Source organism: Candidatus Weimeria sp. HCP3S3_B5, from assembly GCF_052064335.1.
Classification (GTDB): domain Bacteria; phylum Bacillota; class Clostridia; order Lachnospirales; family Lachnospiraceae; genus Weimeria.
Genome location: NZ_JBQHVU010000029.1, coordinates 1 through 15532, shown reverse-complemented (window position 1 = coordinate 15532; position 15532 = coordinate 1). Strand labels below are relative to the sequence as shown.

Here is a 15532-nt window from a genome sequence, read left to right as displayed (position 1 = left end):
GAAATCAGCAGTGCCTTCTTCTCTCCTTTCGCCCTTATTTCATTCAGGCTCTGTACAAACCTGGCCTGCATAGCATTCGGCTCAAGCCTGTAGTCTTCAATGCTGGTGATTATCTGTCTGGCAGCTGTTTTTCTCTGTTCCTCTATAAGTCTGTATCTGGTCTCATACTCATCGATATAATCTGCAGCCAGCACAGTACTATCTGAATTCCAGAGCTGATTCCATTCATCCTTTATCCTCCTCAGCAGTTCTCCGTCTCCGGTCGAAACCGTCTTCACATTCCACTCTTTATTCGCTGTAAGTGCAGCAGACGTCAGATTCGAACTACCTATGATGATCCTGTATAGTCCGCTCCTCTCAAAGATATATCCCTTTGTATGAAAGCCATCACCTTTCCCGGTTCTGTACATACGAAGTTCAATATTTGACAGATCCAGTAATCGTCTTAGCGCTTTCGGCTGTGTAAAAGTATCATAATCCGTGGTCAGGATTTTTCCAGGAGTACCCTTTTTCTTAAGCTCGTCTAGTACTCCGATAAGAGACTCCACTCCGCCATCAGTAATAAAAGCCACACTGATAAAAAATTCTTCACAGCTTAAGAGTTCCTTCTCAATCGAGACAAGAACCTTCTGTCCGTTTTCGTAATCATTGGATAAAAATTCCGGTCTGTATGCCAGATTCGAATTCCACGTCCCATCGACAAATGCGGTCTTCAGACCATCATAGAGTTTTTCAACACTGCCCATATCTGCTCCTTAACCCTGCATGATGCCCTGCTCCGGCACATGCTGCTATAATAACTATTAGATTCATAATCTTTTATCAGCTCTTCTATATACTGGTAGAACTCATTGTCCCAGTGCTTCCTCCGGACCTCTGATCTCTATGAAATCCGAAGCACTTGTTAACATCTTATACGATATCCGAAGCGGCAGCGCCCTCGTAAATATAGCCGTCCCCGAATAAGCTTTTTTCTCACCTCACCTTCCACTCATCGATATTTCTCTTGCTGCTTGAGAAGTTCGCTCCTATCTCAATCATCTTTCGTTTAGCTGAGCTATACTTTTCTGCGTAGCCCTTCGCCTCTATCTGCTCTATAGCTTCCTGTGCACTCCCGTCTACCTTCAGCTCCATGATATATACATAGTCCGGCGTCTCCATAACGATATCGCTCCTGCCGGCCGAAGTATGCTGCTCACATGCTACGAATTCGCCTATCAGCTCGAAGATGAGGAATATCTGATTTCTCCATACCTCCTCATATGAAGCAGCTTTTGTAGTCATATATGGAGCCGAGGCAAAAAGTGACTTAAGCTGTACAAAAAGAGCATCTGTATCGCCTTTTCTGATAGTAAGCACCAGATCCCGCACAGAAAATCCCGTCTGCGCATCCCGCTCTCCAAGCACAGATGGCACCAGAGCTCTGTAAAAGCCATACTTTATCTCGCTGTTTGGAAAGCCAAGAGTATAGGTAAAAAATTCCTCATCATACGACTTTATCGTCAGGTATCCCGACTGATAGAACAGCGGAACCGGATCAGGGTCATCAATCCGATAGTCCATGATATCAGACTCAGCTACTGTAATACCACTTTCCATTTGTGCAGGCGTTATAAGCGAGTTTTCCATTCTATTTATGATCAGCTGTGGCGAAGCAGAACCGAACCAGTAGTAGCCAAGTTTTTGATCGGACAAAGCATTGATCACACTGTAAGGATTGTACACTCCCTTAGAATTCCCTGAAAAATGATATCCGTCATACTTTTCCTTCATCTCCTGCAGGCATTTTTCCACAGATATGCCCTTGTTTTCCGCCATCTCCTCTATCTCAGGCGCAAAGGAATCCGTTATCTCTTCACCCGTGAACCCGCAGATCCCTGAAAACTCATCGAGCAGTGAGATGTCTTTCAGCTGATTTAAATCTGAGAATACAGATACCTTCGAATACTTCGTGACTCCAGTGAAAAATACGAACTCCAGGTATCTGTCCTGATCCTTGAGCACCGAAAAAAATGCCTTGTAAAGCTCCCTGTTCCGCTTCTCCTGTTCAGGGTCTTCTGCCTTAAGCAGCGGATTGTCATACTCGTCTATGAGAACGACTACAGGGCTTTGAGTTTTCTGATATAGTTTTTCTATCAGATTAAAAAATCTGACCGAGACCGTATCCCCTGTGACAGAGTACTCTCCTGTCAATCCATATCTATCTGAACAGCTATCAAGGATTGCACCGAGCTTATCCTCGAGACCGATCCGACTGTTGAACTCTCCGCTCGCCAGGTAGAACGGGATCACCGGGTATGTCTTCCAGGCGCCACCACCTTTTTTCTCCTCTATCTCAGAGATCTCAAGTCCTGTGAACAGTTCTTTTTTCCCGAGAAAATATGCCTCTAAGGTAGAAGTAAAGAGACTCTTTCCGAATCTCCTCGGGCGGCTCAAGAATATCTCCCGGCTCTTTTTGCGCAGTTTCTCTATATATGCGGTCTTGTCTATATAGACCATACCCTTGTCTCTTAAAGTCTCAAATGTCTGTACGCTGGTCGGAAGCAGTCTCTCCATAGTATCAGCCGTCCTTTCAGATGCTTGCTTTTTGTCTCGATTATAGCATAAAGAAGGCAGCCTGAAAACAGACCACACAAACGATTGATTGTATTTGTCTTTGGCAAATACTAGTCTTTATCTTCAAATCCTGAAATAGTATACACATTCATTGACTTTTTGCCCGTCTTCAATCTGATCCAATTATTGAATATAATGTTTTCTGTTCACTGCTTGATCCTGCTTCTGTGTGTAATCCTAGAGCGAAAATACCTTCCATGTCCGGATTACTTTTGTTTACTGAATACACGCAAATCACCAGCATGTACTTTGTTCCTTTCTTTGTCTCAACATTATCAAGTGTCCATCCATCATACTCTGCAATTGTTTCCCCATCTTCTACAGACCTAGAGATAACATCTTTAGATGACCTATGCCATTTTACTACATCAGAATCAAAAGACCCGATAAATTCCGATATCTGTTTTCGTATCCCCGGCCTCTCCTTCAGCTGAGGACACAGCTTCTGATATATCACCTCTACATCATTCTCCATAATAGCATTCATAACTATTCCCTGGATGTCGTTCTCATGTCTTTTTTTGCGATATTCATTAATTTTATCCTTCGCCATGTTATAATACTTTGAGGCGCCACATGATGACATCATGATTGCGAGAAAACTAAACATTATGATTGCACCTATAGCTTTTATTTTTCTCTTATTATTGCCTGAACTCATCCCAATATACCCATATAGAATCGTCTTCGTCATTTACTATATATTTTGATGCTCTTTGATTATATTCATTAGCACCAAATGATAAAAGACATTCCTTTTTTAATTCTCCTAAACGAATGTGTCCTATCACGAAAAGCCTGTGCGCTCTTGGATGTCTGAACTCCTTCCTGGCGCCGCTGAATCCAGTTATCCACCATTGTGGGTCATCTGGATACCAGTTAACTATGTTTGTAATCGAATAGGTGTCATACTTATAAAGACTCATATTCATATCCACAGCTTTTACCTTTGCGTAGTGAGTCATTTTCCCTGAAGCGATAGGCGAGCTGTATTCACTGGTTATCCCTTCCTGCTGTGACTTTACATGGGCATCCCAGAATCTTTTGTGCCCGTTCATCTTCAGTGGCTCCATATCCTTTGGTGCCACTTTTATAGTTTTACCCCGTCTGTTGATATATCTGGCATTCCCGTCATTCAGCCCATCTCCGTCGCTGTCTCCTGACGTCGGATTTGAATTATACTTTCCGAACACTACAGCCTGTTTTCCATATTCCTTTACCTTGATCTCTACCTCTTCTCCGTCAGACAGACCGTCTCCATCGGTGTCTGCGTTATTCTTGTCAGTCAGGATGCGCTTCCCGTTGAACGCCACCAGATTATCCTCGTAGTAGTCGGGGATCCCGTCTCCATCACTGTCCACAGACAGGTCTATGCTCTTTCCGATCGAGTCATAGATATCCTTTAGTCCGGCTGCTTTCGCTGCCATATAGAACTCTCCTCCAGTTTCCTCTGCCAGAGGCTTCAGGTAATGATTGAAGTACCAGGTCGAGCTTCCCAGGCCTACGGTATAGAGCTTTATATTCTTCTGCTGGGCTCTTTTTATCACTGAGCTGTGCTTTTCCGTATCGAAGGCATCACCATCCGTAAGTATTTACTTCCTCTCCGTCTTCCAAGGAGTCACCGTCCGAGTCAGGATTAACAGGGCTTGTTCCTTTTACTATCTCCTGTGCATCCGTCAGGCCGTCTGAGTCAGTGTCATTATCTCCGTCATCTGTCCCATCACCGTCTGAATCCGTATCCGCTGTCAGAGGGTCTGTAATGAGATGTCGTTTGTTCATATACCCTCCTTATAAGCTTAATAAGCTACCACAAACTTGCTGATCAATAATATCATGGGCCTATTTCAGATAGCAAAGATACTTGTGAAGTGATCAGAAAAATATTTAGTTTTCAATGTACTATTAGTCACATCATCGATAAAATGATAATGCATCATTGGCTGGGGAAAATTCAGATCATTATTATTTAAAAATAGTATACTCCCTGTCTGTGCCGTTTTTATTGATATTCAGGCGAATATCTGAATAAGTAACTTCATCATCCTTTTTCGCATCAATTGTCCAGTACATTTTGGAATTATCCGGCAGTATATACGTACCACTCACATCGCTTTCGTCATTTGTTTCCGAATACTCCAATTTATCTAATGAATTCCCAGGGACACTGTCAAATGACTGATCAGAAAGTTCTCCCTTTTTCTTATTGATGTCATAGATAAACAACTTGTTACTGGTATCGGTTATATATATCTTCCTGCCTTTGTTGCCGCTGTAAACAAAGGTGGCGTCATCTCCTTCGATATGGCCGGAAAAACCATTCTCTGAAAACGAAACAAAATCCGAAGTTTTTTTCGAATTCAGATCATAGACAAAGACTCCATGATAATCATAGAAGATACATGTATCTGTATCTGCATAAACAATCTCCGGAAGCGAAATCCCTATCTGATCATCTGCTAAAGTATGTACGATTTCCGGTTCTTTTGAATTATTGAGAAAAAATAAGCAAAGCACAGCAGCACAGCAAACAGCAATCACTGCAAAAACTACAGCAACAATCTTTTTTTCTTCTTTGTGAAACTTTTTACTGTTTTTTCCGTTTTTCTGTCTTCGTCATAGCATGTCCTCACATGTTTAATTTTTTATTTTATCATATTTTTTTGATTTTTCAATCAATTTTGCGGATCTTTAGGGCTGTTTCATAAAGACAGTTACTATTCACAGTGTATAGAATCGCACAATTAACAGAGTGGTACTTTTTAAGCATCACCCTGTTCTTTTTCATGTTCAGTTTTCTATGGATCAATTTTTGAAGATTTCTTCTACGGTATACGGATTTCCGGAACTGAGCCGCTTCAGCGCATCGATCTCATTTATTCCATTCCTGCGGCAGGTTTCGATATAGGACCTAAGTTTTCGGTTTCTGGAAAATAAACCTTTCCTGGTTGCATAGTCGGATGCATGAGAAGACATGTCATCGATCAGCCCGAAAAGCCTTGGACCCCATTTTCACGTATCCAACAGATTCATATAAACTAATTTTTTGATATCCTTATATTCTTCCAATACATCCATGTCACTGGTCAATATATCCCAATCAGCGATATCTGAATACATAATCTTGGAATTATTTAAATCCACGTTTTTGATAGTATCTGCAGTGACATCTTCGGATTCAGCACAGAATTTACCGAACACAGGAGAAACAGGTGTAAATACGGTATAACCACGAAAATCCTGAGAATTCACCGATTTAACTTTTTTCAGAAAAAGCACGTATTTTTTGTCTTGTTGCATAATGTTATATCCATTTGTTGAAATATATGACTTTCTGTTATTAAAGTTACATGGCTCACATACAAGAACCTGTTTTTTATTTATATACTTGCAGTCTTTTATAGCCTTATCTATATCTGCAAAAGTAAATATAGCATTTGCTGAATTTATTCTATGTAAAGTAGGCGTAACAACTAACACGCAATCAGCTTCTTTATATAGTTTACCAAATCCGCCTGTCAGACTATCTATTTCATCAGATGAAATATTAAGAACATATTTATCTCCACGCTTCATCTCACTTATCACATTAGTATCGTCGATCCTTCCCTGTGATAGAGTTTTATTAGCTGCAAACATAAAGAGAAAAATTGCTGCGCAGATGATTATCAGATACACGTTTCTAGTTTTCATCCATTTCTCCTGCCCTTCCTTTTTCTATATACAGCCTATGTTCAGCCATATCTTTGACAAATGCATCGTCATGAGTTGCAATAATAATCGTAGCTCCACGATGTTTCTCTTCCCTTATAATGTTTTCAAGTCTCTCTTTGCCTTCTTTATCAAGTGCATTTGTAGGTTCATCCAGAAGTATCAGACTTGGTTTCTCCATGATTGCCTGCGCAATACCAAGCCTTTCCTTCATTCCAAGTGAATATTTCTTAACTGTCCTTCTATCAGAAGGGTCCAGTCCGACTCTATCGAGTGCATCCACAATGTCATCGTCTCTTATCTGACCTTTGATTGAAGCCAGAAGCTTCAAATTTTCAAAGCCAGTATATTCGTTGAAAAAGCCTGGATTTTCAATCACTACCCCAACGCTTTCCGGAAAATTATTATTCTTGTTGATTTCACATCCTTCCACTGTGACAGAGCCCGTTGTCGGATGTATAAGGCCGCAAATAGCACGAAGCATCATGGTTTTTCCTGATCCATTTTCACCGATCACACAGTATATACCTCCGCTATCGAAGTTTGTATTTATATTTTCAAGGATTACCCTGCCCTTTATTATCTTCGAATAATCATGAAACTGAACTATACTCATGTTCTGGCCTTTCTATTAAAACAGATCCTCATTACGCTTACTTCTCCTGCTGTTACCGTAGCAAATCCATATTCGATACCCTTATCCGTCCCCAAATATATAGGACAGCAACTGTGATGCTGAGATAGATAATCGAATATTCCAGACTAAAGTTTTCAACAGACTCAGAAAATATCCCCAGATCACTATATGTCCTTACAATATTCGAGTGTAGCAGATATATACCCTGAGTAGTCGGACTTAACCTTATCATCATCCTGCCAGCTGCCTCCGGAAGATATCCTGGAATAATAAGTCCGGTAAGCTGTATTAGGGTCACCAGCAGTCCCGATCTCTCAACCGAAATATACAGCGACAATACATTTACAGTCAGAAAGAAAAACAGGATCCAAAGAAAATCCATAATTACATGCTGGCAGATGCTCATTATGTATCTTAATTCGTATCTGTAGATTACCCCAAACAGGCAAAAGCAAGCTGCATGAATTAAGCTCGTTATCAGACTCATCACTATAAGTCTTATAAACTTGTCATTATAATGCTTTGCTCTTGATCTAGTCCTCGGCATCACAAGTGAACAGGTACTTGTGAAGTCCTCTGAAACAGTACTGCACAGTACCGGATATATACAGATTGGCAGTACCATAATAAGGAAGACAGATGCGATATCTGACCTGTTCAACGGGTTTACATACAGATCAGCAAGTAAAAAAAATGCATAGCCTCCAATGTTTCTATTCGTCAGCATAACAAAAAATGCGACAACAAGGCTTGAAATGAATGTCAGACTTATCAGTTTTTTGATTTTTTTATGATCAACACGCATATCTATTTACATTACTATCGTTATCATCCAAGACTAACCAGATCAATTGCATAGACTATCTTTTTCAGTAGAAATATTGCTGCAATCGATAGAGCCATGCAAGGCAATATACATTTTATTGCTGAAAGCGTCATACCCTGCATCACTTCAAGAATAGAAATATTCAATCCAGCAAGCAAAAAATTCAGCCCATGGCAATTAAAATATGCTCCTATGGCATCAGTTAAGAGAATTGCCGCATAGATTACCACTATACCGATCAGTTTTTTCCGGCATATAGCTGCTACCGTTCCTACAATACATGAAATAAGGAAAAAAAGCACTGTCTGCTGTACAAACATCAATATAAGCATAATAATGACATCCGGCCCTGAATAGCCTTTGAAGGCACAGATAGCCGCCAGCCCAATGACAGGTATCATAGCAAAAAGCAGACAGCAGGAAACATCAGTGTTTATTATATTTCTGATAATTTCGTGTCTGCTATCTAAGCGGATCAGAATATAAAGTCTATAATAATGATCATTTGCTGCTGATACTGATATCATGAGTAAAGGCAATGCAATACACAGCCATAGAAATGGTTTTCTGTATTTGATGCAGATATCTCCAACAGATATTTCCATACCTGTAAATGAATATAGTCTATATATTGTCCACAGCAAGAATACCACTGACATTAGTAAAACAGGCTTCTTAATTGCTGTCCACACAAGTTTTTTATCTATCACTGAAGACTTCCAGATCATCATTCACTTTCCTTATTCCGATTTCAATAAAAAACACACTCAAAATCAGAAGAATCATGATAAGCACGAATTGACATGATATATTTCCAATTCCATCCGTAATACAATAAGACTGAATGCTCCATTCCGAATGTCCGGTGAACGATGTTATAAGTATGGCCAGAATATATGCACTATACAAACCAGCTACTATCTCATGCTCCTTTCCTTTGAAGTTCAGAAAAGCTGCATATGCTGCGATTCCTAAAATTCCTGAAAACACACAAATATTCAAGGTTATGAGAAATGTATATTCAGTGCCTTTTATTATAGCCATATTCCCTAGATAATACCCACTATTGTCCGATATTGAAGTATATGGCAGGTAACCATACTTATTATCATAATGAAAATCCGGGAAAGTTATGCGGCACATCAGGAAATTTATAAGAAGAGGTATCAGTGTCGTAAGAAAGTTTGCTATAAAGATTACAATAGTTTTCATTCGCAGGTACTTTCTAACGTCAGTTCTCACGGCAATGTTTCTTAAAACACCTTCCCTTACTTCTTCTTCTATTGAGTCAGCGTAAATAATACACGATATGACAGGCATTATGATCACTAATACCCTGATACACCCATCCGTTCCTCCAACCAATGATACATCCGACCAATAGCGCAGCATACTTTTGTTCACATTTTCTGCCGACTCCATAATGTTTTCTATTATGAAGCTTATCGCAGAAAGGCAATAAACAATAAGGAACGCTACGCGCTGGTTTCTACGATTAAAAGCTGCTATTAACTGTGTCCGCATATTTGATCTGTCCTATCTGAAATCCACTTCTCCGGATACGAAAGCCGTGGCTCGTGACAAATCGTGGTTTTCCATTGCCATTGCAACATTTTGGCCATGCGCAAGTGTGGATGAATTGTTAAAATTTATTTTTGTCGGATCCGACGATATTCTCTGTTCATACTTTGGAGATTGAGCACTGTGATTCTCTGCTACAGCCCAAAAATTAGCAGCTGACGTACCGGCTAAAGACGTAACTCTATTTTTTATGTAAGTATCATTTGTTGTTTTCGCATGTGTATTGGTATAATTATTCCCTTTCGCGATAGGAAGTCTATATGCTGTATACTCCTTATAGCCCGCGTTGGCAAAAACAAGGGAATTAGATGCAATAAGAGACATAAGTAGTGTTGTTATTAATGTTTTAGAAATCTTATTCATTGTTATTCCTTTCTATTTTGAAATTGAATCCATCTTTTCTTCAATACGATCTTGTAATAGTGCATTTAGCTTTCTTGGTTCTTCTGGCTGATACCAGATGCCTCTACAGCACTTTGGCGATATTACTGCTACAGCCACAGCTACTGAGCATATCTTCGCTTCGGCATTTTCAACCAGCTTCTTGAGTCTTTTTATAATAATCCACCTCACTTTCCTTTTATTGCTACAGCTTTTGATTGATGAACCAGTTCATTTATGTGATAAGAGTATCACATAAATACATTACAAATTTTATTTTGTGACGAAACGACGAAATCTGCAGATGAATAAATATATTAATATTTTATTAAGTCTTTTTATCTTCATATGCATTCATTGTGAACTTCCTGAAAAAAGTACCCTAAAGAGATTTTGACTGCCGGGTCAATAGTTGAAGAGGGAGTCTTCAAGGTCGATGAGAGCTTCCTTCAACTCCGGATTCCGTTCGCGCTGAATCAATCTTTCGAGATCAATCGCATCCGCGTCGCTGCCCTCTGCGGATTCTTGCCTTGATTTCCTGCTTCTCTCCGTAAGCGCGGCTGTCGCTGTAATACAGGTGGACATGCTTTTTCTTTTCGTCTCCTTCAAACAATACGCATTCCACACTCGTTCCGTAGACATCATACCGGTCGATGTAATGGATCCTTTTGCCCTCAAATGTCCACTGATTTTTCAGCACGATCCCCCGGATGAAATCTTTCATCCCTTTGATCATGATCAGATAGCTGTATCCATGCCTCTCGATATACCCAAGGTTTTTCCGGCTGAAGTATCCCCGGTCAAGGATGAAGCCGAGATTCTGGTATCCATAGCCGTACGCCTTATCGATCATGCAGGTAAGCTGGGACATGTCGTTGATGCTGCCCGGGTATTCCTCATAAAACAGCGTCCCACTGTTTGCCGTATCAAAAGCAACGGAATAGTTGAAGATCGGCGTCCCTTGATCCACCTTGGCCTTTCCATACTCGACGATATCGATGTCACTCGCCTGAGAGTTCTTATTCGTGGAATCGTAAGAGATATAGATCCTCTGTCGTTTGCTGCGGGGGGACTGTTCCAGCTGTTCAGGAAGCCCAGGATCTGTTCCGGTTTCAGCGCCTGCAGAAAATCTGACACTTTGGAGTCTGTGTACACCCTCATCCCTGGCGTGAAGAGAGTGTGGCTGTATGCGTAGTCCGGGTAATACTGGGCAGCATTATTCTCACTCAGGATACTGTAACAGGCCAGGTCAAGGACTAAACCGGCGTCCTTCGTATCCATATGTTTTTCCAGCATTGTCCGGATTTCGGTTTCCGTGATCAACTTGTGTAGCACAACATAAGACCCGATGCACAAGTAAGGACTTCGCTATGAACGATCCACCTCTTCCGGCAGGGCAGCGTCAGGAAAGTTTTTCAGGTAATTCTGGTTTGGATACATCTGGTCCGGAGTATCCTTATCCACTTTTCCGATTGATGCTCGTTTCGGATAGGTGATCTGCTTAACCGGATCATAGGTCCGATCATACTCATACTCGATGAACATTTCGCCGCCGCGGTTCTTACGGACGAGTTTTACATGAGCCTCTGGAACCGGCACCTTAAACTTCATAAACATGGCATATCCTCAAGAAATTCTTCTGAAACAAATAGGGTATTAATGCCCTATAAGAAGTATGCCAAAAAACCGGCCATTTGCAATCATTTTCGATTACAAGCGCCGGTTTTTGGCCATTTTCTTCATCTCGCGATTGACGAATTACTTATTGAGGGTACTTTTCTTTGGAAGTTCACATTCATCTGTCAATTTCAATCACTCATCACAAAATAGATTTTTATCATTTCATATACATTATAATTTTTAATGAATCAGGAATCATTTATTTATGACAGTGAATTGATACGATATTAATTAAAGAGGTAAATAATATGGTTATTTCAAACAGATTGAGTAACAAAATATCATCTGATCTCGCTATGAAAGGTATTATTGATACCAAATACGAAGATTGTTATTCATATTGTCTTGAATTTTTCTTCGACATGATGTTGTTCAGCATAAGTCTGATATTGATTGGATTCTTATTACATCGTCTTGTGTATTCCATCATTTTTATCCTGGTTATGATGCCAATAAAAATGACCGCCGGTGGTGCCCATGCTGGGTCACGGCTTCTGTGTGATATACTGTCATACTCTGTGTACATGATAGTACTGTATCTACCATCTTTTTTATACGTAAATCCGTCAGTCAGTCTGATATTATCAATAATCGCCAGTGTCGTAATCATATATTTGTCACCGATAGAAGTATCTGAAAGACAAGCTGTAATCAATAATCAAAAGCAATTAAAAACTATTTGTGCAGTATTTTGCATGTTATCAGTTTTGTCTGAATTCGTCTTTATGTATTTTGGTTGTATGGATTATGCAGAGATATTATTCTTCTGTCTTATCGTCATTCTTATTAATCAATTGATTGGTCTCTTGATGATAAGTCATACTTGACGCTATCTAAGGTAACATATGAGATTATTCTCGTTTATCCATATTTCCTACTGTATTATGTTATGCTATACTATACTAGCTTGAATTGGTTTTATCATTTTAGACTTGATCAGAAAGGACCACCCGTATGAACCTTAGCACAGCTATATGTGATGATGACAGAAAAGATGCCGAAATACTTCGTGATATGCTGCTGAAGTATTCTTTCACTCACGATATAGATATGTCTTTTGACATATTCATTGATGGCAACAGCTTGAAAAGCAGATACACTTCTCCTGGCATCTATAATATTATTTTTATGGATATCGAAATGCCTGGAACTGATGGGATCACCACAATATCTGATATAAGAAATAACATAGACCGGAATCTGACTACAGTTTTCGTCAGTAGTTACCCTGAATATATGTGCGAGAGTCTTACAGTTCACCCTTACCAGTTCCTTCAGAAACCGGTAAAACCTTCTGATATCGAGACATTGATGAACGACATAGTCACCGATATGGGAAATATCGGACAGCATATATCAATAACAGATAATAACGGTGATGAATATACTATACATGTTGATGATATTTGTTATATTGAGACGGTGAACTCCAGGACAAGAGATCTGGCTATACACCTGTTCGATGATGTTCTGAATACAAGAGGGACACTTAAAAAAATGGAACAGAAAATAGATTCCGATAAGTTCATCCGATGTTCGAGGACACTGCTTGTTAACCTGTCACATATACACTACATCAAGAACCAGACTGTTTATTTCGACAATCGGCTTGCACTTGATGTCAGCATACGCGGTCGAAAGCTATTACGTGATATGTACGAAAAGAAAGAGATCGCAGCACGGAGGATTTAGAATGTACACATTGATCACCGTCCTAACATACTGCCTTGACGCTGTCCTTATAACAAAATACCTTGATAATCTTCTAAAAAGCAGAACAACAGTCTTCAAGTATTTCTATCCTGCGCTCTGTATGGTGGAACTTGTAATCTATTTTTGTGGCTATATTTCAGACCACTTCAACATACACTATGGATCTTTGATAAACATAGCAGTCAGCATGATCACTACTTTCCTGCTTACATTTTTCTATGAAGGAAGACTGTCGACTAAAATCTTCTCGGCAATAAGCTTTCAGGTATTTGTTTTTATTTCTGAAATGTTATGTACGATTGTTGTAAAAACAGTAGATTCCAATTTTCTCAGCAATCCCGACCAGAAACTCGTCAGTTGCATTATGAACACTGCTTCAGAAGCGCTATTGCTTATGTTTGTACTGCTTTCCGGAACGTTTTGGAAAAAAAGAGCATATCCTTCAGTGGAGTACAGCCTGTTACTGTATTCTACTCCGACGGTTTCCTTAATGATATATGTAGTGATGGTTATCGAAGACCTGCCTCGAAATATCAATACACATGTATACTCCGCTGTGATAATAGGACTGTTACTTCTCAACATAGTCAATTATATCCTGATCGATATGACCTGCAAAAATATCATGGTAGAAAACGAAAACAATGATCTAATAAGGCAGCTCAATTTTCAGAAGGAAAAATATTACCAGCTGAATGAGTCGTATAAACAGGGGCGAAGGATAATTCACGACATCAAGAAGCATTATTTCGTTATAAAAGAATACGCTGCCGAATGCAATAACGAGAAGATCGCCGATTACCTCGACAGCGCCATAAATGGACTTGAAAGCACCTACGTCCGATATAATACTGGAAATCTTGTTATAGACTCGATGCTGACAAATTATGAGAATATATCCATCAAAAATAGTGTGTCTTTTAAGGCATCAATAAATGTCGATAACAAACTGATACCTGTTAAGGAATATGACCTGTCGATAATAATAGGCAATCTTCTCGATAATGCAATAAATGCCACTTCAGAAGGCTGCTATATTAAAGTCCTGCTATCAACAGATAAGGATCGTTTTAATATTTCCTGTGAAAACAGTATATCTAAAAATATTATGTCAAAAAATGATCATGCAAACAATGATCACGGCTACGGACTGTCAAATGTACGAGATACAGTTTTGAAAAATTACGGTTTCATGTCTGTAAATCCGGGAAACCCCTGGATTGTCAATATCACTATACCGATCATAAGGTGAAAAAGGGGTCAGGTCCATAATCTCATCGATAAAAAAGCCTGCAGCAACGAACTTACTCCGATCTATGTTGCTGACAGAGGATTCGTCTCGCTAAATATATATGCTCATGCTATCGAAAGCGGATCCTTCGACGCTGATGCAATCCAATTTCAGCAAATAAAACTTTATCGATTCTTCACTCTTTGGATCATAATCGACACTAGTAGCATACAGATCAAGCACCTGGCGGTACAACACTTTTTCTGATGATCTGATATCGCGGATTCTGTCAAGGAGTTCCTTCCAGTAGTTACCTCCGCCGTTCCCCTTCAGTCTCTCGTCATCAAGTGCAAATCCTTTTATCATATATTCTTTCAGAATCTTTGTTGCCCAGATTCTGAATTTTGTCGCAATAGAAGACTTGATCCTATATCCGAGAGAAATTATCATATCAAGATTATAAAAGGGTAATTCTCTTGTTACCGTACGTGAACCTTCCTGTCGAACCTGTCGGAATTTCTGACAGGTTGCCTCTTCTTCCAATTCGCCTTCGTCATAAATATGCTTGATATGTTCAACGACATTAGTCCATGAGGTCTGAAAAAGTTCTGCCATCTGCTGTTGTGAAAGCCATATCGTTTCACCTTCCAGTCTGACATCTATATTTGTCTGTCCATCATCTGACTGATATATTACTATCTGTCCTTTATCCTCTTTATCTGTCATCAGTCACCTCCACAAATTCATAGTTGTATAGATGACCGGTGCCAGAGCCAGATGCTTCGCATCCGGCTCTGCGCGCGTTCGCGCTATTGAAATAAGATAACGGTTGCCTTTGCGTGCACAAGCGCCCGCCGGCAACGTTATCTTATTTCAGCACCGCTCATTTATTACGCGACAAATTCATATTTGTCTGTATCAGGATTAAAATATCACATTCAAGAGCCCTTTTCTACATCACCTTTACGCCAACAGATCTATCGTGTCCTTGTCTCTGATTATGGAAATTGTCACCACAAGTCCTGCCGTTATTGCTTAAGTGCAAGGGCTATCAGCTCAAGGGACTGTATCCACGTTCAATAGCTTACATACTTTCCTTTATTTTCTGTACGAGCTCCTTATCTGCTGGCAGCCAGCCCACGCTTTCTATCGTGTCCTT

18 protein-coding genes and 1 pseudogene are annotated in these 15532 nt (G+C 39.8%); 3 read left to right on the top strand and 16 right to left on the bottom strand.

Features of this window, described 5'->3' with window-relative positions; genetic code table 11:
- From ACTNCK_RS10840 to ACTNCK_RS10770, 15 genes are all read right to left on the bottom strand, one after another.
- Positions 1 to 746 (bottom strand): phospholipase D-like domain-containing protein (locus tag ACTNCK_RS10840; RefSeq protein WP_441082731.1); only part of this gene is annotated, 746 nt, incomplete at its 3' end.
- Positions 747 to 975: 229 nt separating this feature from the next.
- On the bottom strand, positions 976 to 2556 hold the full coding sequence (locus tag ACTNCK_RS10835) for an AAA family ATPase (RefSeq protein ID WP_441082730.1): 1581 nt from the start codon (positions 2554 to 2556) through the stop codon (positions 976 to 978).
- A gap of 169 nt (positions 2557 to 2725) precedes the next feature.
- The gene (locus ACTNCK_RS10830) at positions 2726 to 3310 is read right to left on the bottom strand and encodes a DUF5104 domain-containing protein (protein WP_441082729.1); all 585 of its coding nucleotides are present in this window, start codon (positions 3308 to 3310) and stop codon (positions 2726 to 2728) included.
- On the bottom strand, positions 3261 to 4163 hold the full coding sequence (locus ACTNCK_RS10825) for a hypothetical protein (protein ID WP_441082728.1): 903 nt from the start codon (positions 4161 to 4163) through the stop codon (positions 3261 to 3263). Before ACTNCK_RS10825 ends, ACTNCK_RS10830 begins: the two co-directional genes overlap by 50 nt.
- A 28-nt stretch (positions 4164 to 4191) precedes the next feature.
- Complete coding sequence (locus ACTNCK_RS10820; RefSeq protein ID WP_441082727.1) at positions 4192 to 4395, bottom strand: hypothetical protein; 204 nt, start codon at positions 4393 to 4395, stop codon at positions 4192 to 4194.
- Between the two features lie 183 nt (positions 4396 to 4578).
- Positions 4579 to 5130 (bottom strand): hypothetical protein, encoded by a 552-nt coding sequence (locus ACTNCK_RS10815; RefSeq protein WP_441082726.1) that lies wholly within the window; start codon positions 5128 to 5130, stop codon positions 4579 to 4581.
- A 495-nt stretch (positions 5131 to 5625) separates the two neighbouring features.
- Positions 5626 to 6306 carry a hypothetical protein gene (locus ACTNCK_RS10810; RefSeq protein WP_441082725.1) on the bottom strand — a complete coding sequence of 227 codons (681 nt, stop codon included), beginning with the start codon at positions 6304 to 6306 and terminating at the stop codon, positions 5626 to 5628.
- Entirely contained in the window at positions 6296 to 6940 is a 645-nt protein-coding gene (locus ACTNCK_RS10805; protein WP_441082724.1) for an ABC transporter ATP-binding protein, read from the bottom strand. The genes ACTNCK_RS10810 and ACTNCK_RS10805 overlap by 11 nt, the downstream gene beginning before the upstream one ends.
- Before the next feature lie 52 nt (positions 6941 to 6992).
- Positions 6993 to 7343: a hypothetical protein gene (locus ACTNCK_RS10800; protein ID WP_441082723.1), complete on the bottom strand. Its 351-nt coding sequence runs from the start codon at positions 7341 to 7343 to the stop codon at positions 6993 to 6995.
- 446 nt (positions 7344 to 7789) lie between these two features.
- On the bottom strand, positions 7790 to 8518 hold the full coding sequence (locus tag ACTNCK_RS10795; protein WP_441082722.1) for a hypothetical protein: 729 nt from the start codon (positions 8516 to 8518) through the stop codon (positions 7790 to 7792).
- Positions 8487 to 9209 carry a hypothetical protein gene (locus ACTNCK_RS10790; protein ID WP_441082721.1) on the bottom strand — a complete coding sequence of 241 codons (723 nt, stop codon included), beginning with the start codon at positions 9207 to 9209 and terminating at the stop codon, positions 8487 to 8489. Before ACTNCK_RS10790 ends, ACTNCK_RS10795 begins: the two co-directional genes overlap by 32 nt.
- A gap of 114 nt (positions 9210 to 9323) precedes the next feature.
- Entirely contained in the window at positions 9324 to 9731 is a 408-nt protein-coding gene (locus ACTNCK_RS10785) for a hypothetical protein (protein WP_441082720.1), read from the bottom strand.
- Positions 9732 to 9743: 12 nt separating this feature from the next.
- Positions 9744 to 9941, bottom strand: a complete 198-nt coding sequence (locus tag ACTNCK_RS10780) for a cyclic lactone autoinducer peptide (protein WP_441082719.1) — start codon at positions 9939 to 9941, stop codon at positions 9744 to 9746.
- A 298-nt stretch (positions 9942 to 10239) separates the two neighbouring features.
- Positions 10240 to 10719 carry a transposase gene (locus ACTNCK_RS10775; RefSeq protein ID WP_441082718.1) on the bottom strand — a complete coding sequence of 160 codons (480 nt, stop codon included), beginning with the start codon at positions 10717 to 10719 and terminating at the stop codon, positions 10240 to 10242.
- 398 nt (positions 10720 to 11117) lie between these two features.
- On the bottom strand, positions 11118 to 11360 hold the full coding sequence (locus ACTNCK_RS10770) for a hypothetical protein (RefSeq protein ID WP_441082717.1): 243 nt from the start codon (positions 11358 to 11360) through the stop codon (positions 11118 to 11120).
- A gap of 317 nt (positions 11361 to 11677) precedes the next feature.
- Between ACTNCK_RS10770 and ACTNCK_RS10765 the strand changes: the two genes are divergently transcribed.
- The 3 genes from ACTNCK_RS10765 (at position 11678) to ACTNCK_RS10755 (ending at position 14394) form a co-directional block, all read left to right on the top strand.
- Positions 11678 to 12256, top strand: coding sequence for an accessory gene regulator B family protein (locus ACTNCK_RS10765; RefSeq protein ID WP_441082716.1), 579 nt, complete (start codon positions 11678 to 11680; stop codon positions 12254 to 12256).
- 127 nt (positions 12257 to 12383) lie between these two features.
- A complete protein-coding gene (locus ACTNCK_RS10760) occupies positions 12384 to 13121 on the top strand; it encodes a LytR/AlgR family response regulator transcription factor (protein WP_441082715.1) in 738 nt (245 codons plus the stop codon).
- A gap of 1 nt (position 13122) precedes the next feature.
- Complete coding sequence (locus ACTNCK_RS10755) at positions 13123 to 14394, top strand: sensor histidine kinase (RefSeq protein ID WP_441082714.1); 1272 nt, start codon at positions 13123 to 13125, stop codon at positions 14392 to 14394.
- Between the two features lie 156 nt (positions 14395 to 14550).
- Here the strand turns inward: ACTNCK_RS10755 and ACTNCK_RS10750 are convergent.
- A pseudogene (locus ACTNCK_RS10750) lies at positions 14551 to 15099 on the bottom strand (virulence RhuM family protein); the annotation flags it as partial.
- Positions 15100 to 15532 lie beyond the last annotated feature (433 nt).

What these genes read in the sequence shown, in the direction of transcription:
- ACTNCK_RS10835 (WP_441082730.1), bottom strand. Translation starts at nt 2,556, where the DNA reads ATGGAGAGACTGCTTCCGACCAGCGTACAGACATTTGAGACTTTAAGA.
- ACTNCK_RS10830 (WP_441082729.1), bottom strand. Translation starts at nt 3,310, where the DNA reads ATGACGAAGACGATTCTATATGGGTATATTGGGATGAGTTCAGGCAAT.
- ACTNCK_RS10820 (WP_441082727.1), bottom strand. Translation starts at nt 4,395, where the DNA reads ATGAACAAACGACATCTCATTACAGACCCTCTGACAGCGGATACGGAT.
- ACTNCK_RS10810 (WP_441082725.1), bottom strand. Translation starts at nt 6,306, where the DNA reads ATGAAAACTAGAAACGTGTATCTGATAATCATCTGCGCAGCAATTTTT.
- ACTNCK_RS10805 (WP_441082724.1), bottom strand. Translation starts at nt 6,940, where the DNA reads ATGAGTATAGTTCAGTTTCATGATTATTCGAAGATAATAAAGGGCAGG.
- ACTNCK_RS10800 (WP_441082723.1), bottom strand. Translation starts at nt 7,343, where the DNA reads ATGGATTTTCTTTGGATCCTGTTTTTCTTTCTGACTGTAAATGTATTG.
- ACTNCK_RS10795 (WP_441082722.1), bottom strand. Translation starts at nt 8,518, where the DNA reads ATGATGATCTGGAAGTCTTCAGTGATAGATAAAAAACTTGTGTGGACA.
- ACTNCK_RS10790 (WP_441082721.1), bottom strand. Translation starts at nt 9,209, where the DNA reads ATGGAGTCGGCAGAAAATGTGAACAAAAGTATGCTGCGCTATTGGTCG.
- ACTNCK_RS10785 (WP_441082720.1), bottom strand. Translation starts at nt 9,731, where the DNA reads ATGAATAAGATTTCTAAAACATTAATAACAACACTACTTATGTCTCTT.
- ACTNCK_RS10770 (WP_441082717.1), bottom strand. Translation starts at nt 11,360, where the DNA reads ATGAAGTTTAAGGTGCCGGTTCCAGAGGCTCATGTAAAACTCGTCCGT.
- ACTNCK_RS10765 (WP_441082716.1), top strand. Translation starts at nt 11,678, where the DNA reads ATGGTTATTTCAAACAGATTGAGTAACAAAATATCATCTGATCTCGCT.
- ACTNCK_RS10760 (WP_441082715.1), top strand. Translation starts at nt 12,384, where the DNA reads ATGAACCTTAGCACAGCTATATGTGATGATGACAGAAAAGATGCCGAA.
- ACTNCK_RS10755 (WP_441082714.1), top strand. Translation starts at nt 13,123, where the DNA reads ATGTACACATTGATCACCGTCCTAACATACTGCCTTGACGCTGTCCTT.